Annotated in this window: 24 protein-coding genes; 13 read left to right on the top strand and 11 right to left on the bottom strand. The window is 39.1% G+C overall.

Features of this window, described 5'->3' with window-relative positions; all coding sequences use genetic code 11:
- Positions 1-9: 9 nt before the first annotated feature.
- The 7 genes from gspH to H4J54_RS12175 are packed head-to-tail and all read left to right on the top strand — an operon-like array spanning position 10 to position 5,168.
- Positions 10-633: a type II secretion system minor pseudopilin GspH gene (gspH, locus tag H4J54_RS12205; RefSeq protein ID WP_182191143.1), complete on the top strand. Its 624-nt coding sequence runs from the start codon at positions 10-12 to the stop codon at positions 631-633.
- The gene (gspI, locus tag H4J54_RS12200; protein WP_182191142.1) at positions 617-1,015 is read left to right on the top strand and encodes a type II secretion system minor pseudopilin GspI; all 399 of its coding nucleotides are present in this window, start codon (positions 617-619) and stop codon (positions 1,013-1,015) included. The genes gspH and gspI overlap by 17 nt, the downstream gene beginning before the upstream one ends.
- On the top strand, positions 1,012-1,683 hold the full coding sequence (gene gspJ / locus H4J54_RS12195) for a type II secretion system minor pseudopilin GspJ (RefSeq protein WP_182191141.1): 672 nt from the start codon (positions 1,012-1,014) through the stop codon (positions 1,681-1,683). Before gspI ends, gspJ begins: the two co-directional genes overlap by 4 nt.
- Positions 1,684-1,688: 5 nt before the next feature.
- Complete coding sequence (gene gspK / locus H4J54_RS12190; RefSeq protein ID WP_182191193.1) at positions 1,689-2,711, top strand: type II secretion system minor pseudopilin GspK; 1,023 nt, start codon at positions 1,689-1,691, stop codon at positions 2,709-2,711.
- A complete protein-coding gene (gspL, locus tag H4J54_RS12185) occupies positions 2,711-3,961 on the top strand; it encodes a type II secretion system protein GspL (RefSeq protein WP_182191140.1) in 1,251 nt (416 codons plus the stop codon). Before gspK ends, gspL begins: the two co-directional genes overlap by 1 nt.
- Complete coding sequence (gene gspM, locus H4J54_RS12180; RefSeq protein ID WP_182191139.1) at positions 3,958-4,425, top strand: type II secretion system protein GspM; 468 nt, start codon at positions 3,958-3,960, stop codon at positions 4,423-4,425. The genes gspL and gspM overlap by 4 nt, the downstream gene beginning before the upstream one ends.
- Complete coding sequence (locus H4J54_RS12175; protein ID WP_182191138.1) at positions 4,425-5,168, top strand: type II secretion system protein N; 744 nt, start codon at positions 4,425-4,427, stop codon at positions 5,166-5,168. The genes gspM and H4J54_RS12175 overlap by 1 nt, the downstream gene beginning before the upstream one ends.
- A 277-nt stretch (positions 5,169-5,445) precedes the next feature.
- Here H4J54_RS12175 and yrfG read toward each other — a convergent pair whose 3' ends face one another.
- Complete coding sequence (yrfG, locus tag H4J54_RS12170) at positions 5,446-6,123, bottom strand: GMP/IMP nucleotidase (RefSeq protein ID WP_182191137.1); 678 nt, start codon at positions 6,121-6,123, stop codon at positions 5,446-5,448.
- A gap of 144 nt (positions 6,124-6,267) precedes the next feature.
- Here yrfG and nudE point away from each other — a divergent pair, with 144 nt between their 5' ends.
- From nudE to H4J54_RS12155, 3 genes are all read left to right on the top strand, one after another.
- Positions 6,268-6,825 carry an ADP compounds hydrolase NudE gene (gene nudE, locus H4J54_RS12165; protein ID WP_182191136.1) on the top strand — a complete coding sequence of 186 codons (558 nt, stop codon included), beginning with the start codon at positions 6,268-6,270 and terminating at the stop codon, positions 6,823-6,825.
- A complete protein-coding gene (gene cysQ / locus H4J54_RS12160; RefSeq protein ID WP_182191135.1) occupies positions 6,822-7,640 on the top strand; it encodes a 3'(2'),5'-bisphosphate nucleotidase CysQ in 819 nt (272 codons plus the stop codon). The genes nudE and cysQ overlap by 4 nt, the downstream gene beginning before the upstream one ends.
- A 91-nt stretch (positions 7,641-7,731) precedes the next feature.
- Entirely contained in the window at positions 7,732-8,313 is a 582-nt protein-coding gene (locus H4J54_RS12155; protein WP_182191134.1) for a YceI family protein, read from the top strand.
- Between the two features lie 142 nt (positions 8,314-8,455).
- On the opposite strand, the gene H4J54_RS12150 is transcribed toward H4J54_RS12155, so the two are convergent.
- The 5 genes from H4J54_RS12150 to H4J54_RS12130 form a co-directional block, all read right to left on the bottom strand.
- Positions 8,456-8,692, bottom strand: a complete 237-nt coding sequence (locus H4J54_RS12150) for a YheU family protein (RefSeq protein WP_182191133.1) — start codon at positions 8,690-8,692, stop codon at positions 8,456-8,458.
- Entirely contained in the window at positions 8,689-9,660 is a 972-nt protein-coding gene (locus H4J54_RS12145) for a hydrolase (protein ID WP_182191132.1), read from the bottom strand. The genes H4J54_RS12150 and H4J54_RS12145 overlap by 4 nt, the downstream gene beginning before the upstream one ends.
- A 390-nt stretch (positions 9,661-10,050) precedes the next feature.
- Positions 10,051-10,182, bottom strand: a complete 132-nt coding sequence (locus H4J54_RS12140; protein WP_182137421.1) for a DUF3149 domain-containing protein — start codon at positions 10,180-10,182, stop codon at positions 10,051-10,053.
- Between the two features lie 366 nt (positions 10,183-10,548).
- The gene (locus H4J54_RS12135) at positions 10,549-11,286 is read right to left on the bottom strand and encodes a tetratricopeptide repeat protein (protein WP_182191131.1); all 738 of its coding nucleotides are present in this window, start codon (positions 11,284-11,286) and stop codon (positions 10,549-10,551) included.
- 98 nt (positions 11,287-11,384) lie between these two features.
- Entirely contained in the window at positions 11,385-13,286 is a 1,902-nt protein-coding gene (locus H4J54_RS12130; RefSeq protein ID WP_182191130.1) for an ATP-binding cassette domain-containing protein, read from the bottom strand.
- Positions 13,287-13,405: 119 nt separating this feature from the next.
- On the opposite strand from H4J54_RS12130, the gene H4J54_RS12125 reads away from it, so the two are divergent.
- Complete coding sequence (locus H4J54_RS12125; protein WP_182191129.1) at positions 13,406-13,612, top strand: YheV family putative zinc ribbon protein; 207 nt, start codon at positions 13,406-13,408, stop codon at positions 13,610-13,612.
- A gap of 158 nt (positions 13,613-13,770) precedes the next feature.
- On the opposite strand, the gene H4J54_RS12120 is transcribed toward H4J54_RS12125, so the two are convergent.
- The 5 genes from H4J54_RS12120 to H4J54_RS12100 all read right to left on the bottom strand — a co-directional run bounded on the left by H4J54_RS12120 (position 13,771) and on the right by H4J54_RS12100 (position 17,037).
- Positions 13,771-14,397, bottom strand: coding sequence for an isoprenylcysteine carboxylmethyltransferase family protein (locus H4J54_RS12120; RefSeq protein ID WP_182191128.1), 627 nt, complete (start codon positions 14,395-14,397; stop codon positions 13,771-13,773).
- Between the two features lie 255 nt (positions 14,398-14,652).
- Positions 14,653-14,805, bottom strand: coding sequence for a hypothetical protein (locus tag H4J54_RS12115; RefSeq protein WP_182191127.1), 153 nt, complete (start codon positions 14,803-14,805; stop codon positions 14,653-14,655).
- A gap of 404 nt (positions 14,806-15,209) precedes the next feature.
- Entirely contained in the window at positions 15,210-15,629 is a 420-nt protein-coding gene (locus H4J54_RS12110; RefSeq protein WP_182191126.1) for a tetratricopeptide repeat protein, read from the bottom strand.
- Positions 15,630-15,874: 245 nt separating this feature from the next.
- A complete protein-coding gene (locus tag H4J54_RS12105; RefSeq protein ID WP_310650094.1) occupies positions 15,875-16,096 on the bottom strand; it encodes a SlyX family protein in 222 nt (73 codons plus the stop codon).
- On the bottom strand, positions 16,093-17,037 hold the full coding sequence (locus H4J54_RS12100) for a hypothetical protein (protein WP_259366991.1): 945 nt from the start codon (positions 17,035-17,037) through the stop codon (positions 16,093-16,095). The genes H4J54_RS12105 and H4J54_RS12100 overlap by 4 nt, the downstream gene beginning before the upstream one ends.
- 180 nt (positions 17,038-17,217) lie before the next feature.
- On the opposite strand from H4J54_RS12100, the gene H4J54_RS12095 reads away from it, so the two are divergent.
- Positions 17,218-17,976 carry an FKBP-type peptidyl-prolyl cis-trans isomerase gene (locus H4J54_RS12095; protein ID WP_182191125.1) on the top strand — a complete coding sequence of 253 codons (759 nt, stop codon included), beginning with the start codon at positions 17,218-17,220 and terminating at the stop codon, positions 17,974-17,976.
- 564 nt (positions 17,977-18,540) lie between these two features.
- The gene (locus H4J54_RS12090; protein WP_182191124.1) at positions 18,541-21,570 is read left to right on the top strand and encodes a TonB-dependent receptor; all 3,030 of its coding nucleotides are present in this window, start codon (positions 18,541-18,543) and stop codon (positions 21,568-21,570) included.
- Positions 21,571-21,576: the final 6 nt, after the last annotated feature.

Raw genomic sequence — 21,576 nt, 5'->3', positions numbered from 1 at the left:
TGACTCACTATGAAGCTTAAAAACGGGAATTTGCTTAAACATAAACATCGCCAGCAAGGTTTTACCTTAATTGAAGTGATGCTAGTGATCGTTTTAATTGGCGTGATGGTTTCTGCGGTACAATTTACTTTTTCTGGTAATAAAGCCGAACAACTATTAGAACAAAACAGTGCCCGTTTTGCCGGCGTTTTTGATGTCGCAGCAGAATACGGCCTGTTAAATAATATAGAGTTAGGCTTGTTTGTGGAAAAAAACACTTATCAATTTCTTGGCTATGACGGTGTTAGTTGGACGCCGATTGCCAGTAATCCTATGTTTGAGGTATTTACTTTACCTGAAAGTATAGAAATTACCTTGCAACTCGATGATTTGCCTATTGAAGAACCCTTGCTGTTTGATTCGTCGTTATTAATTAATGAAGATCAAGACGATAACTTTACTGAAGAAGAGAAGAAAAAAACCATCCCTCAAGTGTATATGCTCTCTGGCGGTGATATTACCCCTTTTAGTTTAACCTTTTCATTGGCAGAGTTTGCTATTGATGGCGATGAAGATATCAGTTTTAAAGTGTCTGGCATTTACACCACACCATTAATGATAGAAGGGCCATTAGTTAATGCTAACTCTCGTTAACTTTAGTTTTCATAAACTGGCAAAAGGTTTTACCTTAATTGAGGTTATGTTGGCGATGGCGGTGTTTTCAATTGCTGGTATTGCTATTTTAGGTACGGCAGATACCAACGTGCGAAACTTAGGTTATTTAGAAAGTAAAATTATGGCGAGTTGGGTGGCATCGAACCAGTTAGTTGAAGTAACGGTCAATAATGCATGGCCACCAAAAAACAATAAAAAGGGTAAAGTAGAACTGGCAGGGCAAACATGGTTTTGGCAACAAAAAGTACTTAAAACAACGGACAGCGACATGCGTTCGATTGTTATGCAAGTGCGACTTGACGAGAAAGAAACTTCAGCATTAACCAGTTTAACGACTTATATCTCTAAGCCTGACCTATGAAAATTGCTACCATTAAACATGGTTTTTTGAAAAAAACCGTTAGCCTTATGCCAAAGCGCAGCCAAGGCTTTACCTTATTAGAAGTGCTGATTGCGATTGCAATTTTTTCAGTGATCAGTATGGCAAGTTTTAGTATTTTTGAAACCGTGATTAACAGTGACACAGTAAGCAAAGCACGCACTGATCGTATTAACGAACTGCAGCGGGGTTTTTTAATTATCGAGCGTGATATGTTACAAATAGCGCGACGCAGCGTACGTTTAAACGGTGAAGCACCACAAACAGGTTTTTTACATACGGACAACGACAGCTTCACTAGCAGTGAACAAGCCATAGCCTTTGTTCGTCATGGTTGGACTAACCCAGGATTACTGTTACCTCGCAGCGATATGCAGTCGGTAGCTTACCAACTAAACGAAAATACTGTCGAGCGAGTACACTTTAATTTTGTTGATGCGGTGCTAGGCGAGGAGCCAAAAGTCAGGCCATTAATATCGCAGGTAGAAAAACTAAATTTCGAATTTTATGATGGGAAAAAATGGCAAGAAGCTTTGCAAGAAAATAGCTTACCTATGGCCATTGCGATTGAAATAGACACCACAGACTATGGCATTATTCGTCGCCAATTTATCGTTGCCGGTGATAACCTGCAAGATAATGGGGGCTAGCAGTGATGAATGTTTTTGCAGGTAAACATAGCGCCAAAGGTGTTGCGTTAATCACAGTTATGCTTATTGTGGCATTAATCGCTATTTTGGCAACACAAATGACCGCGCGGTTACAATTGCAAATGCAACGCACCACCAATATTGCCTCAAACCAGCAAGCCTATTGGTATGCCATGGGCGCAGAAGCCTTTGCAAAAAGAGTTTTAATACAATCCTTTGCAGATAATGCCGAGGTAACACATTTAGGTCAAATCTGGGCGCAAGGGGAGAACACTTTTCCTGTCGATTTTGGCGAAATTACCGGTGAGATAACGGATTTAAATAGCTGTTTCAACTTGAATGCTTTACGAGCCGACGATGATGATGACAGTAACAATATGAGTAGTGATGGTAATATAGCGACAAAATCGCCAGCAAGAGCGGCGTTTGAAGAATTACTTATTTTAATGAATATTGAAGGTGTTAGCAGTTTTGAAGCGCAATATATGGCAGATGCTTTAACCGACTGGTTAGACGCTAATAGCAGCATCTCAAGTTCAGGGGGTGCTGAAGATAATGATTATGCCGCAAAAGCATTTCCTTATTTAGCGGCGAATAATTATCTTGCGAGTATCGGCGAGTTAAGAGTCGTTGAGCATTTTACGGTCAATGTCATTAATAAACTAAAAGACTATGCCTGTGTTTTACCTAATACTAACCTCAATAAGATTAACGTTAATACCATCGCATTAGATAAGCCTGAAATACTTGTCGCCATGTTAGGAATAAGTCAAAATGAAGCGATACAAGCCTTGACTGCTCGCGGTGAAGAAGGCTTTAAAAGTGTTGATGAATTTTTTAATTTAAGTGAGTTGAGTAAAGCTAAAATACCCCCTGAGAAAAAACAACAATTTGCGGTTACCAGCGAGTATTTTAAGCTCAAAACAACAGCAAGTTTTAATAACAGTTACTTTGCTTTGAATACCATTATGAAAGTAGACAATAAAAACAATATAAGTGTGATCAGTCGCATCATAGGACGAGAGTAATGGGTGAAACCTTATTTATCCGTTTAGGCAGCCAAGTTGAAAATAAAATTCACTGGCTGATCAAAACCAACGGACAAGAAGATATTATTGCAAGTGGTGAGTTACCTAATGCCAACGCATTGAGTCAATTAACTGAAAAATCGACAGCACGGGATGTGGTCGTTTTTGTACCAGCAAGTGACATTGCTATTAAACGCTTAAAAGTGCCTGGCTCATCTCAACGAGCTATTCGTTTAGCGGCGCCATATATGATGGAAGAAACGCTGGCACAAGATGTTGAGCAACTATGCTTCGCCTTTAGTGATACAAAACAAGATGATCAGGGTAATAACTGCTTTGTTGCGGCACTTGAGCGTAAGCAGTTAGAGCTTTGGCTACAGTGGCTGGCCAATGCAGGAATATTCACTAAGTCAATCATCCCCGATGCTCTGGCATTACCCTTGGATAGCCAAAGCAGCACGGCAGTGATGCTGGGTGAGCAAGTACTAATCAGGCTAGGTGCATGGCAAGTTATGTCATTTGAAGCAAATGCATGGCCTATTATTGCGCAACACTTCAGTGCACGGGCAGAAGATAGTGCACTAGCAGAAAATGAAAACACCATTTTGGCCTATTCATCTCTACCGCAAGTGCCAGCCAAAATAAACGTCGAATACTTACCCGAAGAGCTGCCTTTAGCTATTTTAGCGAATCATCATTCCGCTAAATTCAACCTACTGCAAGGTGAGTTTCAAGTAAAAGAAAAACGTTCAGCAACCAAGACCAATTGGCTTTGGGTCGCCGGTATTGCCGGTGTAGCCTTGGTGCTTAACTTTACCCTTAAGGGGGCAGAATTATATCGCTTGTCAGATCAGCAATCGGTTATTGAAGCGCAAATTATCGCTAATTATAAAGCCGCATTTCCTCAGACTAAGCGCGTAAAAGTGTCAACTGTTCGCTCACAGTTACGACAAAAATTAGCCGAGGTGGGTAATAGTGACGAATCTATAGGTTTTTTATCATTATTAGTTAAGCTTGAGCCCGCATTAGCCAGTGTGCCTGAGATAAAACCACAAACACTAAAATTTGACGGTAAACGCCATGAAGTTCGTATGCAAACTATTGCCAAAGATTATCAATATTTTGAAAAATTAAAAGTGGCGCTTGAAAAGGCAGGATTAACCGTGAATTTAGGCGCACAAAATAATCAAGGCGAGCAAATTTCAGGCTCGTTTAGTATTACAGATACCGCAGCTAAGGGGCGCTCATGAAAGCTTGGTGGCAACAGTTAAATACTCGTGAACAACGTTTGGTCAGCGTGATGTCAGTGCTGATATCGATATTTATTTTATATGGTCTTATTTGGCAGCCGCTGACGGAAAATATCGAAAAAACAACATTAAAGCTTGAACGTCAACAAGCTTTGTTAACTTGGGTGACCGAAAACACCCAACGCTATCAAAAAGCAAAACGTAATGCAGGTGCCAATTCGGGCGCAAGTTTGTCGAGCATAGTCAACCGCACTTCCAGTGCTAATAATATAACGATTACTCGCATGCAGCCCCAAGGCGATGACTTACAGGTCTGGATTGATGAAATATCATTTAACCAGTTATTAACTTGGTTAGAGCAATTGGCTATTAGCGATGGTCTACAAGTTAAAAATATAGATCTTAGTTCAGCTGATCAACAAGGTATGGTTCGTGTTCGTCGATTACAGTTAGGAAAGAGTTAATGAAAAATAAGTTTGCTTATATTGCCATTTTTTTTACCGCATACAGCGTTTTTGTTTTAGCATTAATGCCGGCAAGTTGGTTGATGGCGCAAATTAAATTACCCAAAAATATCACTATCGCCGCAGTAGAAGGCACTATTTGGCGAGCCCGTGTTAAGCAGGCAATGGTTGATGACGTTGTGATTAACCAAGTGCAGAGTTCGCTATCGTTTATGTCTTTGTTAATGCTTGACCCAAAGCTTGATATTAGCTTTGGTGGTGCTTTAGTCAATGGCCCTGAAGGACAGTTGACGATAAGTGGCTTATTATCTGACATGGTTATTAAAGATGCGCAGATAGACCTTGCTGCAAACACAGTGACCGCAAGGCTTAACTTACCGATTAACGTTATTGCCCATGAACAATTAGCGCTAACGATTGACCGTTTTATGATTGGCACGCCGATATGCCTTGAATTACAGGGTAATTTGCAATGGCGTAATGCGGGTATTACCGCTTTTGATGAAAAAGTTGAGTTTGGTACACTTAAGGCAAAATTAACCTGTGATAAAGGCGAACTTGTCGCTGATATAGACCCTGAAAATGATTTAGGACTAAGTTATCGTGCCCAGTTAAAGCAAGGTGGGCGTTTCTCAGGTAGTGGATATTTAAGCCCAGGGGCTAAATTTCCTGAGCAATTAAGATCAGCATTAAGCTTTTTGGGTAAGCCAGATAATCAAGGTCGATATCGCTTAAAAATATAACGGCTACATAAGACATTACTCACCTTATACCTAGGTAGGTCTAGGTGAGTTATATCCAATACTTGATTGCCCTTAAGTGAGTAATCAATGTGTCAGGTGAGTGTAATAGTGATTGAAATAAATAATCGCTTATTCTCAGGTGGCTTAAATATTTAATAGCGGCGTTACTTTCCATTACACACGCCAGTTATTGAGCCATCAAGCGCCTTGCTCTTACATACCTCAGCTCACTTATAATGACTGACTCAATGCAATGGCTATCATACCCAAGGGATGATTAATTGTCCCATTGGCTGTTGTTTATTCCTGCCAGCAAAACACTATAATCAGTAATTGACGGGTAGTCATTAATCACAGCACTGGCTTTCTTACTATCGGGGTTTGCCACCGCTAATAAATGCTCAATGCCATATTTTTTAGCAGAGTCGAGCATAACGACACTGTCATCAACAAAAAGTGTCTTCTCTAAGGCAAAACCATGCTTTTGATGTAGGCGCTGCCAAAGTAGTTGTGATTCCTTTGTCACACCAAATTCATGAGTTGAATATAGGGTATCAAAGTATTTATCTAACTTAGTACGCTCTATTTTTAGCGATAAACTATCAGGGTGGGCATTGGTGACCAAGACCACTTCACGGCCTGATGACTTAAGCGCGACGAGAAAATCATGTGCATCACTGCGCAGTTGAATCAAATGTTGTACTTCGCGTTTTAGGTCGGTGATCGACAGTTGTGTTTGCTGGGCCCAATAATCAAGGCAATACCAATCTATAGTCCCCGCCACTTTTTCGTAGTGATTAGCTAATGACGTTTGGGCATCAGCTAAGCTTACCCCGCGTAAATCACTATAGCGTTTAGGTAAATGGTGTAACCAAAAGTGATTGTCAAAATGTAAATCGAGAATGGTTCCATCCATATCAAGTAAAACAGTTGAAATTTTTGACCAATCAAGCATAGATTTTTCCCTAGAAACACGTTTATTATAGCAGCATACCAAAGAGGTCTGGTTATGTATTCAACGTTATCGTGTTAAGGTTAAACTTTAGTTTTTTCAACGTTGCATTCTCAGTTAAGTTGTTGCAATAAAGGCCGTTCCGTTATGACAACAAAAAAAGTATTACCGCAAATTACCGCACGCAAGCAAGTTGCTAAAAGTCGTTTATTTTCGATTGAACAAGTCGACCTAACTTTTACCAATGGCGAAAAACGTGAATATGAACGTATGTCTGGCAAAGGCAGAGGGGCAGTGCTGATTGTTCCTATGCTAGATCAACATACCATGTTACTAGTACGTGAGTACTGTGGCGGCACTCACACTTATGAACTCGGCTTTCCCAAGGGGTTGATTGATGCTGGCGAAAGTGCGGCAGAGGCAGCCAATCGAGAATTAAAAGAAGAAGTGGGCTACGGTGCTCAAACATTAACCTCAATGCATACCGTTGCCATGGCACCCGCATTTTTTGATGCCAGAATGACCATTTTTCTCGCGGAAAATCTTTATCCTGAAAAGCTGCTCGGTGATGAGCCCGAAGCGTTAGAATTAATACCTTGGCCGTTAGCAGATTATCAGCAGTTGATGCAAGAGCCAGATTTTAACGAAGCACGCAGTTTTGCCGCGCTGTTATTAGTAAAAGATCACTTAAGAGGTGTTTTATGAGCCAAGAAAGATTATTGTCAGTAGCACTTGAAAGTGCCAAAAAAGCGGGGCAAGAAGTCGCGCGTTATTATAAGCATGGCAACTATACGGCTGAAATGAAGGAAGATAATAGCCCAGTGACCAGTGCTGATATGGCGGCAAATGACATTCTAATGGACGAACTAAGAAGGCTAACACCTGATATTCCCATTATTTCTGAAGAAGTCGGGGCGTTAGCACTTGCTCAGCGCAGCAAATGGTCACGCTATTGGTTATTAGACCCTATTGATGGAACGGGTGAGTTTATTGTCGGTAGTGGCGATTTTGCAGTCAATGTTGCTTTAGTGGAAAATGGCTGGCCAACGATTGGTGTTATCCATGCACCTGATCATCAATTAACCTACTATGGCCAAAATAATTTAGGCGCATTTAAAGAAAATGATAGCGGTAGTCATAAAATACAAGTGGCAAAATATGATGGCCAGCGTCGAATTAAAGTCGCGATTAGTCGTCGCCAAGATATTAACTTAATGGGGCAGTATTTAAATGATAAATACGACTACGACCATGTTGCTTTAGGCAGTTGCTCGCTAAAAAATTGTTTAATTGCTGAAGGTGGTGCTGATTGTTATTTGCGGGTTGGGCCAACAGGTGAGTGGGACACTGGCGCTAGCCATTGTATAATTGAACAAGCGGGTGGCAGTATTATCGACAGTGAATTTAAGCCATTAACTTATAATCAACGTAAAACTTTGATGCAGCCTGATTTTTTATCTTTAGGGAATAAAGATATCCCTTGGCATGATATTATTAAGCCGCACAGAACAACACGCTAACAATCAATAATAGCTTAAGCAAAAAGTTAACATACTTATTTGCTTTAGGCATAAAGGTCAAGGCGAAAGCCTGACACAGATGGAGAACAGAATGCGCCAAACAGCTTTAATGTTAATTACCCTACTTGTTACTACAATGAGTTTACCTGCTTTAGCTACATGGAAACTCGACAATTCAAGTTCACTACTTAGTTTTACTTCGGTGAAAAAATCGGCTATTGCGGAAAATCACAGTTTTGCAAAACTTGAAGGCGATATTGACGCAAAAGCACAGGTGACTATTAGTGTTGATCTAGCTAGCGTAAATACCAATATTGCTATCCGCGATGAGCGTATGAAAAAGTTCGTTTTTGAAACGGATAAATATAGCTCAGCAAATTTTACGACTCAGCTTGATAAAGAATTAATTAACACTTTAAAAACTGGCCAAAATAAACAACTCAGTCTTAGCGGCACGCTTGACTTTCATGGTCTACAACAAGTAGTCACTATTGATGTTAGTGTTGTTAAACTAAGCGCAGATAAAATATTGGTCAACACGATAAAGCCATTTTTTATTAAAGCGGATGCTTTTAGTGTGGTTGCTGGCATAAATAAACTTAAAGAGTTAGCGTCTCTACCGAGTATTGATTATGTCGTGCCGGTAAGTTTTTCAGTCACCTTTACTCGTTAAATTAAAGGTCGTTAAGATTAAAGTTCGTTAAATTTAAAGTTCGTTAAGCTCAACATTCGTTAAGTTGACACAGAACTACTCTTTATCAAAGGCACTTAATCAGTGCCTTTTTCATTGCAATAAAATGTAGTTACATTTTGTTTTAAGCATTTTCGTCACTGTCTTCAACCAATTGATCTGTCGGTAAAATATTAACTGTCTCATGTAGTTCTGAGTAGACCAATAGGGCAGATCCTTGTGTTAACTGCTGACGCACTTGAGTGATTTTATCACTGAGTGATACATCTTCACTACCATACTCAGTACCTTCTCGAAGGACAAAGTTCTCAATAATGGCGTTTAAAGTCTCGGTTGATAATTGTTCTAATGGAATGATCATAAATATCTCGTCAAAAACTCAGGTATACGCTGCTCAAGCCAAAATTGTGGCTTAAGTGGATTTTTACCGCTAATGAAACCAACATGGCCACCCTTAGCACTAATTTCAAAGGTTAATTGCTCTGGTAGGGCACCAATAGCGGTGGTATTTTCATGGCATAAAAAGGGGTCATCGCTCGCGTGAATGATTAAACATGGTGTGGTTATTTGTTGAAGTACATCTCGACCGCTTGCTTGTTGATAATAGTGATTGGCATCGCGAAAGCCATTCAGCGGGGCGGTGATCATTTGATCAAACTCTCGAATAGAGCGAACCTTGTCCAAATGTTTTCTGTCTATATTATTGAGTAAATGTGCATTTATTTTTTCAATGGTGCTGGCTCTAAGCATATCAACTAGGTACTTTTGATAAACGCGCGAAAAGCCTTGATTAATTCTGTCGCAGCAACTTGATAGGTCAAGTGGAGCACAAATTATACCGGCGGCTTGATAGATATTTTGTTGTTGTTCTGCCAAATATTTGGTTAATACATTACCCCCCAATGAAAAGCCTATAATCGCTTTTTTTGCGGCAGGATAATTATCAGCAAGATGTTGACTAAAGTAGTCAACATCACAAGTTTGACCACTATGATAAGACTTTGCCATACGATTGGGTCTACCACTGCAACCGCGAAAATGCATTAAAACACCTATCCAACCTTGCGCTTTAATTGCCGATAACATGCCTTTAGCATAATGACTGTTTTTTGAACCTTCTAAGCCATGTAATACGGCAACAATGGGGCGAGAGCACGAAGGGGTAACCTTTTCGGTCCATGACAAATCAACAAAATCACCATCGGGTAACTCTAAAGTTTCATTTGTGGTGTTAATGGTGTGACCACGCCGAAAAAACTTAGCGGCAATGGTTTGGCAGTGAGGGTTTTTAAGCCACCAAGCAGGGCTGAAAGAACTTTTGGTAAACATAACGTGGTAATAGTGTGTAATGCAAAAAATTATTGTACGTTAAAACACTGTGGATGCCCAATGATTAGCCATCAATGTACAAGCTTATTTGGCTTGGCTAAGTAATGCCGTGAGTCTTACACAGAGTAATACAGTCATAGTTCATAGAGCCATAGCTAGCAAGGTTAGGTATAAGTCTAAGAAAGGCATTAGTCAGTTTTGCTCTACCTTGTCCAGTAAGACTTATGTTATTTAAACGGGCGCTATTGGTTTGCTTAATGTAGTGAAAATAAACTTAACAGCATAAGTTACTTATTAAGCTCAGAGCAGAGTAAAAAACCAAGGCTGAGCCGATAGCATTGCTCTTGTTATATGTTGAGCGTATATAGGGTGACTGTACTATTGCTAGATTTACTTTTCATCTTCACTAATATGCTTTAAAAAATAATAGACATAAAAACCACATATACCCAGTAAAACCGCTAAACCAATAAAAGAATAAAGCACAACAGGGTCGTTGATTAGCATATTTAAAACGTTCATAACTGACTCCAAAAAACATAAAAATAGTAAAGAGATTAAGTAATTATTGTAAATAATAACTCAGTACTGCTTATTGATTTAGATCACATTCATTGCCATTGTATGCTGTGAATATGATGGCTAGTAATGGAGGCTAGCATTGACTTGCGGTATGGATTTTTTATTAATAGTAAGCAATAAGCAGGTTAGAAATTAACTCTTCTATCGCTGAGGTTACTGATTTTGATCATTTAATAGACCGTTAGATAAATAACTGACTGAAAGGCAAAAACAAACCCGCTAACGTTTGTTGCGGGTTTGTTTTTTTTATTGAAGCCAGTTAACAATAGGTTATTGTTAACTGGCTAATGCAGACGAATTTTTCGCCTAACGGTTTTGCTCTATTAGCGCTTGCCTTAATTTTAGCTCTCTTTGTTGTATTATGTTGCGCAAAATAGTATCGGCTTTTTCACGGCTGATGTTAATTTCTTCTACCGTTAATTTATACTCGTCCATATCGCGACTTTTTTCTGCTATACGATAGCCATTTTTAGCGGCAATGATATTCCAGATGTACGACATCTCTGTACTTTTAGCGACCCCTTTGCCGTCAAAATACATTAAGGCGAGGTTAAATTGCGCTAGTGCATAGTTTTGATCAGCAGCCTTTTGATACCAACGTGATGCTTGTAAATAATCTTGCGGTACACCGCTGCCATTATAAATCATCACCCCCAAGTTAAATTGTGCGCGAGGTAGGCCTTTTTTTGCTGCTTTTTCCATTAAGGTATAAGCGGTGTTGAGATCTTTTTTAACGACTTCACCCTCACTATATAACAAAGAAAGGTCAAACAAAGCATCTGAATAATTTTGTGATGCCGCCAAATGAAATAATTCTACTGCTTTTATTGGATCTTTAATCACGCCGTAACCATTTAAATAAACTAAGCCCATTTGATATTGAGCAGGTGCATATCCTTCTGCAACTAAAGGCTCAAACTGAGCTATTGCGGCGTTAAATTCACCACGATTAAGATCATATATGCCTAAATCTAAATCTGCGCTGTATGCAAAGTTCTGAGCAAGTAGGGCAATACTGAGTACGAGTAAGGTCAATTTTTTCATTTTAATGTCCTATAGTCTGGTGTTGTCGCCATTAAATGCAATGACAAGGTCTGTTGCTGCAATGTGTAATGCGTAATATGTTAAGTGTAGCAATAAATTTATAATGCTTGTGACATTATCTCTTCAATTTGCTCTTCAAGGTCAAGCCATTGTATTTCATTGGCTTCTAAGTCTTGTGTCAGCTTTGCTTGGCGTTTCAGTAGTTCGGTCAGTTTGGCTTTATGCTCAGCTTGATAAATGTCACTGTCTGCTAACTTAGCTTCAACTTCAGTTAACTCGTCTTGGCTTTTTTGTACTAGCTTTTCAAATTTATCTGCTTGTTTACGCAGTGGTGAGGCTTTTTTACGTAATTCGGCTTGTTCTTTACGTTGTTGTTTTTTATCTACTTGTGGCTCGCTAACGATTTTATTTGCTTTAACGCTTTGCTTTTTATCGTCATTCAACCATTGTTGATAGTCGTCAATGTCACCATCAAAGTCAGTCACGTGGCCGTTAGCCACTAAGTAAAATTCATCGACACACGACTCTAATAAATATCGGTCATGGGCAATAAGAATGATTGCGCCCTCAAAGTCTTGCAGGGCTAGCACCAATGCTTGACGCATTTCTAAATCAAGATGGTTGGTTGGCTCATCTAACAATAGCAGTTGTGGTTTGTCTAGGACAATAAGCGCTAATACTAAGCGCGCTTTTTCGCCACCAGACATAGTGCCGACTTTATCTAGTGCTTGGTCGCCACTAAAGCCAAAGCGGCCTAGAAATGAACGTGCTTGTAATTCGGTTATATCGGCCTTTGCCCGTGTAATATGCTCAATGGCACTACTGGATAAGTGTAGTTGCTCAAGTTGGTGCTGTGAAAAATAGCCGACTTTTAAATCTTGCGCACAATAACGCTCACCTTTAAGTAGGGCTAAATCTCCCGCCAGTGATTTTATTAATGTTGATTTACCCGCACCGTTGCGCCCGAGTAAGCCAATGCGACTTCCTGGCACTAGGGTCATGGCAACGTCTTCTAAAATAATGGCTTGTTCACTATAGCCACATTGGCTCTCTTTTAATGCCAGTAACGGATAAGGCAGGGTTTCGGGTTGCTCAAAGCTGAAAGTAAATTGACTATCTACATGTGCTGGCGCCAAATCAGGTAATTTTTGCAGGCGTTTTAAACGACTTTGTGCTTGTTTTGCTTTACTGGCTTTAGCGCGAAAGCGGTCAACAAAAGAGGTTAAGTGAGCAACTTCTTTTTGTTGTTTTTGATATTGCGCATCTTGCTGTGCAAGGTGTTCGGCACGTTGGCGCTCAAAAGCACTATAGTTACCCGAATATAATTTCGCGGTTTGATGCTCAATATGCAGAATTTGGCCAATCACATCATCAAGAAAATCACGATCATGTGAGATAAGCACTAAAGTCCCGGTGAATCTTTTTAACCAACGTTGCAGCCAAATCACGGCATCTAAATCTAAATGGTTGGTGGGTTCATCCAGTAATAATAAATCGGCCCGGCTGATCAAGGCTTGAGCTAAGTTTAAGCGCATTCTCCAACCACCAGAAAATGATTTAACCGGGTTAACTAGCTGCTCTTGTACAAAACCTAAACCGTGTAATAATTCTCCCGCTCGTGCCGGTAAACTGTAGCCATTGACCGCGTCAATTTGGTTGATAATAGTGGCTTCAAGTGTGCCATTGTCGTCTTTGCGCGCTTGTTCTAATTTAGCTTCTAGCTCACGATATTCGACATCTCCATCCATAACATAGTCTAGAGCTGAGCGGTCTAACGCGGGAGTTTCCTGCTTAACGGTAGCAATTTTCCAGCTTGAGGGCATAGACAAGTTGCCCACATCTGATGGTAGTGTGCCCAGTAAGCTGGCAAACAAAGAAGATTTTCCACAGCCATTCGCCCCAACAAGTCCAACTTTATGATTTGGATGTATAGTAAAACTTGATGATTTTATGAGGTATTTTGCGCCTCGGGCTAAACTTAAATCTGTGGCTATGATCATTTATCGTTACTCATTTTAATGCAGAACACTATTGTCGCTTTTCCTTAGGGGGTAGTTCAAGGTAAAATAGAAATCCTAGGCAGATATCTTGCTAAAACCCGTGAAAAAATTCCATAAAATTGAGTAGACAAGTGAAAAGACGATTTATAGCAGGAGCAACCTGTCCAAAATGTAAGGCAATCGACACCATGGCGCTAACTAAAGAAAATAGTGTTGAGACAGTCACCTGTGTAAATTGTGGTCATCAAATGGCGCAACCTGAAGAACATGTTGTACAAGACGTCAGGTCAAAAGAGCAGGTCATTGGTATTTTTAAACCAGATTAATGCGCTAAACAATATTTCCAATAGCCTATTTTGATATAGCAGGACATCTAAATGATTGATTAAATATCATGTTTTAATCAATGTCAGTTTTGGAAGGCTTTCAGCACGCGACAGTATATACTTTTCAATAATCGCTAAAACTTATCGAGTAGCTATAGCTACAACCAACGCCGTACGTTGGGAGTATAGTGTGCATACTCACTTGGAAATACGGCTGATAAATGACTTTCCTCAGCAATCGTTTGTTTGTATAACGTATATAAACCAATAGTTAGGCAAACCAAAGTGAAAACGGAAGGTAAAGCCAAGAAAAATCCTATTTGAGATATGGCTACGCTAACAAAAATGGGGTTACGAGAATAGCTAAAGAAACCATCAGTAATTAACTTTTTAGGCCCTTTAGGATCAATGCCAGAACGCCACTTTTGGCTCATGCTAAAGTGAATGATAATTGTCATTAAAAAGCCAAAAGTTAACAATATATTACCTGAAAGAAGGATAGGCGCGTTTTCTAAACTGGGTAGTAAACCTAAGTAGTCATCAAACGCTGGAACGAATAGCCTCACCACACAAACCATCCAAATAGCGACTCTAAATATCCTAAATGTCATATGATTCCACCAGTTAGGGCAGTAGCGCTCGCCGAGGAATATCAATTCAGTATGGGTGCTTTTTTTTGTCGTTATAATTTTAATGGTGTAAAACAAGGCGACAGCGGAATAAAAAACAGCTAAATATAAGCGCGTGAAGTCAATTATTTCAGCAGTATTATCGATAGAAGTCATAATACCAATCTCACTAATTATCTGATCATTTTTACTGGTTAAAACAACCCACTACTGCGTTATTTAATAATTAGAACCACTAGTTATTAAAATAAATGCCTTATATTTGGCCATTTTTCCTGCGTATAAAGTAGACCACCTAATTAATCAAATTGGTATAAGTTTTTATAAATATCCATTTGAAAAAAACCTAATGTTATAAGCCAGCTAACGTACTAAATACAATTTGCTGCCTCTAGTAAGTTATGTTGTTAATTAAGTGGGCTTAGCAAAGAAAACAAACGGCACAGCCAGTGGACCGAGAATAGCCCCCATTATTGCCCAAAATCTAGTGTTTGCACCTTTAGATTTTGCAATTGAATAACAAACAAAAATACAGAGTAAATTTAAAACCAGTAAAGCGAACATATAAAGCTCCTTTTAGAAACTATATTGGCAATAATATAAATTTAACACAAAATGATACGTACACAAATGCCTTAATAATAGACTGATAATTTTAGGCAAAATTCTATCATTGAATTTACTTAATATGCTTAATACTGAAAAGCTAGACTTTTAACTAACAAAGTCTAGCGATAAATTTGCATAAACAGCTTTTGAGCCGCGCTGAACCTTGCAGAAAATTTTCTTGAAATATAAAGGTCTATGTGAATAAAAACTATTCTTCAAATAAAAGAACGTTAGATTTTTTTTGCGATAATTCGACCACCTGTTTACGACCATCGAGTTTGTTTGTCGCGGTAATTTCTAAGCTTTTTCAGCATCCCCTTGACCAAAAAGATTGACTTGATAGTCAAACTCTTAAATTTTTACGAAAGCTTTAACTCTTCCAGTAAGTCATGAATTTCCGCTTTTAATTCTTTATCCGAAATTTTATTACAGCTTATTTTAGCTTTTTCTAACGACTCAATAGCGCCTGCTTGATCATCTAATGCCACTTTCATTGTCGCGATAGAATAACTAATAGACGAACGGAAGTCTTTGTCGTTAATCGCTTCAGCTTTTAATAAAGCTTGCTCATAAATAGTAATAGCTAAGGGTAAGTCATCAGTAAAGTCAGCAAGTGTTTCCCACTGCACAGGATGGTCTTTATCCGTATTTTCATTCTCTTCGCAGAGTTGTTTTAGTTCGGCATAAAAACCATCGAATGTAGATTGGTCTTGCTCTTGAGCTGCTGCCATTAAGTGATCCGCGAAAAAAAGCACTTGCTTGTATATTTTGGTGTTCATGCTGCGACCTTTGTCAGTTGCGTTAACTTGCGTTAAGTTTTGTGATTAACAATATTCAATCGCTAATTATAATGCTTTTATAGCCACCAACCCCAATTTATTCGCTCAGTAGCTTAAAATTTAACAGAGTAAATTAAATAAAGCCTACTCATTAGCGCCTAGGGTTATTTTATCTCTGCTTTAATAACCGCGCAGGTCTTGAAGTGTTTGGTATCAATTAGATTACAATATTTAGCTTATTGCGTTTAATAGTGTGGTGGCGGTGGCTCTACTTCTTCTTTAGCGTCTTGCTCTGGCGTATTGTCTTTAATTCTGTTGGCAAGCAATGATACTTGCTGTTTTAGCTCTGCAAGCTGGCGTTGATGTAGTGTTATTTCGTGGTTAAGTTGTTCGATTATGTCGTCTTGAAAGGCATTGCGGCTTTCAAGCATTTCGACGGCTTTGTTTAATTCGTTAACTGATTTCACTGTTTATTTACCTGCCATAATTCGGCGTATCCTGAGGAACTTTCGGTGATTACTTGGTTATTATCTCTAAAAGCGACGCTATAAACAACTGCCCCAGCCGGTCTAATATCATCACGTGGTAAAACACGCCAACTGGTTAGCCGTTCGCCTGTAGCAATATCCCATACGCTAACCTTACGAGAAGGTGCGCCAGTTAATAACTTAGTGCCGTCAGGTGAGAATTGCACTGCACTAAAAATCTCTTGGCGATTAAAATATTTTAATTGGGACACTAACTCACCGGTTTTTAAATCCCAAATATTGGCTGACTTTTTACTGTCAGCGGTAAAGGCATAGCGTGCTTTAGGATCAAGCGCCACCATAGTCACGCGGCTAGGGTGATTAAAACGATAAATAACTTGTCCCGAAACGGTATCCCAGACATAAGCAACAAAATCATTAGAGCCAGAAATAGCCACTCGGCCATTAGGCAGCATATCGATCGCATTAATTTTTTCTTGATGACCCAAAAACTCTAAGCGGCGGCCATTGGCAATGGTGATGTGTACGACTTTACCGTTACTCTGTCCAACAAGTAAGTAGTCACCATTATTTGCTACGGCGACATCACGAATACTAGACTCAGTAATTGACCAATACCCTTCTGATTGGCCATTTTTGATATTCCACAGGGAAAAATCATGGCGATTAGCGGTTATGGCATGACTGTTATTATCAGCAATATCGGCCACCAAGACTAAATTATCAGCACTATTTTGCTGTTGCGACCAGTTATATTTCAGCGCGTTTTTGTCTAAATCCCACAAGCTAATGCCGTGATGAATGGATGAGACAACACTGAATTTAGCGTCATTAGAGATATTTGCCGCGTAGGCTCCCTCTACTGCATGTTGCCACCTTTTTTCTGGTGCTTGGCCAAGAGGCTGACAAGCTGTTAGCAATATCAACACCAATAAAAACAAAAGCTTGGCTTTAAGATTAGTTAAGTTACAGTTCAGCAAAATATTAATACTTTTTTCTTAGGGCATTTATCGTTAGTATAAGCCGCATTGTTTCACAATTCACACATATTTAAATGACTTAGCGGGAATTTCTGACTGAGTAGTAAAACGGAGATAGAAATGAGATTTTTTAAACCAACGGTAGTCGCTATTGCTTTATTATCAGTAATGGGTTGTCAAGAACCAGTTAAGCAAGAAGAACAAGCCGTTGCGCTTGATACAGAAATACAAAAACAAGCCTACGGTTTAGGTGCTTCAATTGGTATGTACATGGAACGTAACCTAGAAGAGCACGATAAATTGGGCTTAACTTTAGATAAAACACTTATTATTCGTGGCTTTACCGATAGTATGGACGGTAACTCTCAAATTGAACAAGAAGACATTCAAGCCTTGTTGATGAATTTAGATCAAGCAATGAAAGCAAAGCAAGCCGAGCAAGCTACCGTAAGTTCAGAAGCAAGCTTAGCTGAAGGTCAGGCTTTCTTGGCAGAAAATGCTAAAAAAGAAGGTGTGCAAGTTACTGAGTCGGGCATTCAATACGAAATTTTAACCGCAGCTGATGGTGATAAGCCTGTTGCTACCGATACAGTAACAGTGCATTACAAGGGTACTTTCCTTAATGGTGAAACTTTTGATAGTTCATACGAACGTGGTGAGCCAGCTGTTTTTCCACTTAATCGCGTGATTTCAGGTTGGACCGAAGGTGTACAGTTAATGTCAGTAGGTGCTAAGTTTAAATTTACTATCCCTGCAGATCTAGCTTATGGCCCAAATGGTAACCCACCACGCATTCCGGGTAACTCTGTGCTTCAGTTTGATATTGAATTATTAGAAATTCAAAAACCAGAAGCCGCAGCGCAAGTTGGCGATAAATAGCTAAGTAAAATTTTATAGCTTTTTGTATAGTAAAAACCAACCACCTAGGTTGGTTTTTTTGTTTTTAATCCTGTATTAATCCTGCATTACTACTGTATTACTACTGCATTTAATTAGGCTAATAAGATAGCGGTAAGTGCTCAACGTACTCAGCAATAGCTAAACTTGAGGTCAGCCCGGGTGAGTCAATAGCCAATAAATTAATTAGTCCGGCTATGCCATATTTGTTTTCATTTTGAATGCTAAAGTCTCTAAAACTTTATTGTACGGTTTGTAATTTTGGCCGAACACGGGCGTAATTAGGCTGCAATTTTCCTCTATGCTTAATACATTTAATCTTAGGTATTAATGGGCTAGCGGCTTATTAGTGACAATAGAGATGTTATGATTTTTGCTGGTTTTTTACAAAATTGTTTGATTTTTCAGTATTATTGAATACGTATGCAAAGCATATCTAAAGAAAAACCCATCCCTTATATTAATAACGTTAACTATAAACAATAAAAGTTAGTTAGAAAACTAACAATAAAAATATGTCACAGATGAATATTAGGGGAAATAATTATGCGTACATTTAAGCGGAGTAAGCTTTCAATAGCCTTGCTTTCTTGTGGTTTTATAATGTCTTCTGGGGGGCTTTATGCACAAGAAACTGTTGAAACTACCTTAGAAACAGAAAAAGTAGACGTAAAAGACAACGCCAACGCCAAAGCAAAAGTAAAAGCCATTGAAGTTATTGAAGTTACTGGTTTTAGACGTTCACTTATTGAATCTATCAATCAGAAACGCTTTGCTGATACCGTATCAGAGCAAATAACGGCCGATGACTTAGGGGCATTACCCGATGTTTCTATGGCAGACGCTTTAACACGTTTACCCGGTATTTCTGCTGTAAGAACAGGTGGGCAAGCTGCTGAAATTAATATCCGTGGTATGTCAGGCGGGTTTGTATCGACCACCCTAAATGGTCGCGAGCAAGTCTCAACCAGCGGTCAACGTAGTGTTGAATTTGACCAATATCCTTCAGAACTTATTTCACAAGCCTCCGTTTTTAAATCACCCAAAGTATCACTCATTGAAGGTGGCGTGGCAGGTACAGTTGAATTAAAAACTGCCAGTCCTTTGAAAAATGAAAAACAACATTCTTTTAATGTGAATGCTCGTGGTATGTACAACGATTTAGCCAGCGATGTGCCTGATGCTACATCATCAGGTCATCGTTTTAGTGTTTCATATCAGGGTAAATTCGCTGATGACACCTTGGGTATTGCGCTTGGTTATGCACGTTTATTTCAACCCAGTGCCAGCACACAGTTTATCGGACAAAGCTACAATAAACTTAGAGATGTAGACGGGGTAGAAAACGATACAAATGGTCCAACAAAAGAAAACGGTATTCACCTTAATAAAGAATATGTCAGTGAAGGTTTTGAGTTGCAGCATAAAGGCGGTGAAGAAACCCGTGACGGTTTTGTTACGACTATTGAATGGCAACCCGTTGATAATTTTAGGCTAAAGGTTGATGGTTTTTATTCTAAGTTTGATTCTGAAGAATTTGCCCGTGGTTATCGTGTTAAATTGGACGGTGGTAGTGCCGCAATAGGTAATGCCACTATTTTTGATAACTCTGTCATAGGCGGTACGTTTAATAGAACCTCTAATAGTTCAACGCGTGTTGAAGTTGTTAATGATGACAATAGTGATTCTGATGAAGTAAAAAGTGTCGGTATCAATGCAGATTGGCAAATTACTGACAACCTTAATATGGCGGTAGATTTATCTTATTCATCAGCCACCAGTGATTTTAGAAATGGTTTGATTTGGGCCTTAGTCGCCGATGATGCTAATGCAGCAGAGCCAGAATTTGATAATAATGTCTCTATAAATTACTTATTGAATGGCCTAGATTTACCTGATGTGAGTTTAAATCAAGCCGATGCGCTAACAGATTTAAACCGTGTTATGGTGACAAAATACGGCATTTATCCTTATATCAATTCAGACGAAGTTACCGCTGCTCGTGTTGATTTTCAATACTCACTTGATACTGATTATATTTCTTCTATTGAATTTGGTGCTCGTTATTCAGAAAGAAAATACAGTAACGACCGTTCAGTCTTTGAATTTGGCAGCGACAGTGGCTTTAATTCGAAAGAAAAACCTTTAACGCTCACTGAAGATATGGTCTCAGTGGTTGACTGGCAAGGTGACTTTTCTTATTTTCCAAGCTATTTAGCACTTGATCAAGATGCAGTGTTAAATGCTTGGTTTCCTGAGGGGGTTCCTCAGCCGGTTCAAACCTGGGGGAGTGCTGCAAATGGTGTTATCAATGGTGACCCATTAGGAAAAAATTCAGACTGGACCATGAAAGAAAGTGGTGAAGTATTTGAAGATATTTTCGCGGCTTATATCATGGCAAACATTGATACTGAAATTGGTAACATGTCAGTAACGGGTAACTTTGGTGTTCGTGTTGTTAGAACAAAACAAGCATCTACCTCATTACAAGATGTTGGCTTAACAAGGGTAAAAGATGCTTACGGCGAAGATGTTCTGGATGCAAATGGCGATGCTGTCGTGCATCCTAATGCAGATTTAGGTGCGCAATTTATTACCGATGACGCAGGGCTAATCAACCAAAAATATGCACCAAGTATCATCAGTAATACTTATACCGATTATCTCCCTCAAATGAATTTAAATTTTCATCTAACCGATGATGATCAAATACGTTTTGCTGCGGCAAAGGTAATGAGCCGACCTAATATTGATCGACTAGCTTCAAACAGTAGCGTGAATATTAATAAGGTAACAACTGAGAGAGGTACTTACGCTGAAATAAGTGGTAACGCTAAAAACAGCCCTCATTTAAAGCCGTTTTATGCCAATCAATATGATATTTCTTATGAAAGATATTTTACAGAATCGGATGGTAACTTTGTTTTTGCCCTTTTCTATAAAGACATAAAGTCGGCAGGTATTGTTACCCAAACGATCAGTGAATATGACTTCGCTGGTAATGGTTTAATTGTCCCTGATGAATATATTGACCCATTAAGCGGCGTGCCATTAGAAATTCGCAATGGTAATTTTGAAACAGCGTTTAACGATGATAAAGGTGGTTATATAAAAGGGCTTGAAGTGACATACACGCAAGTTTTTTCATTCTTACCCGGTTTATGGTCTGGCTTAGGACTGAGTGCAAGTTACTCACATACTAAAAGTGAAATTCAACAAATTTCAAAATTAGGGCAACAAGATTTACCTATCTCACTGCCAGGCTTATCTGAAAATGTTCTACAAAGCACACTATTTTGGGCTCATAAAGGTTTTGAAACGCGCTTTAGTGCACGTTATCGAGATGAATTTGTTTCAGAGCAAGTCGCTGTCGAAGCACAAACCGTTAATTACGACGATGAATTGGTCATCGATTATCAGGCTTCCTATCAAGTTAATGATAATTTAGGTGTTGTTTTTCAGGTAAATAATTTAACCGACGAACCCACCAAAAGTTACTTTGGCGTACAAAGCCAAACAGGCACCATTCAGTACTTTGGTCGTCAGTTCTTTTTAGGTATGACGTACGCGTTGTAGAGCCCG

It is taken from the genome of Colwellia sp. MB3u-8 (genome assembly GCF_014076985.1).
In the GTDB taxonomy this organism is placed as follows: Bacteria; Pseudomonadota; Gammaproteobacteria; order Enterobacterales; family Alteromonadaceae; genus Cognaticolwellia.
Note: the sequence above shows the minus strand (reverse complement) of the source record. Positions and strands in the feature narration are given on the sequence as shown.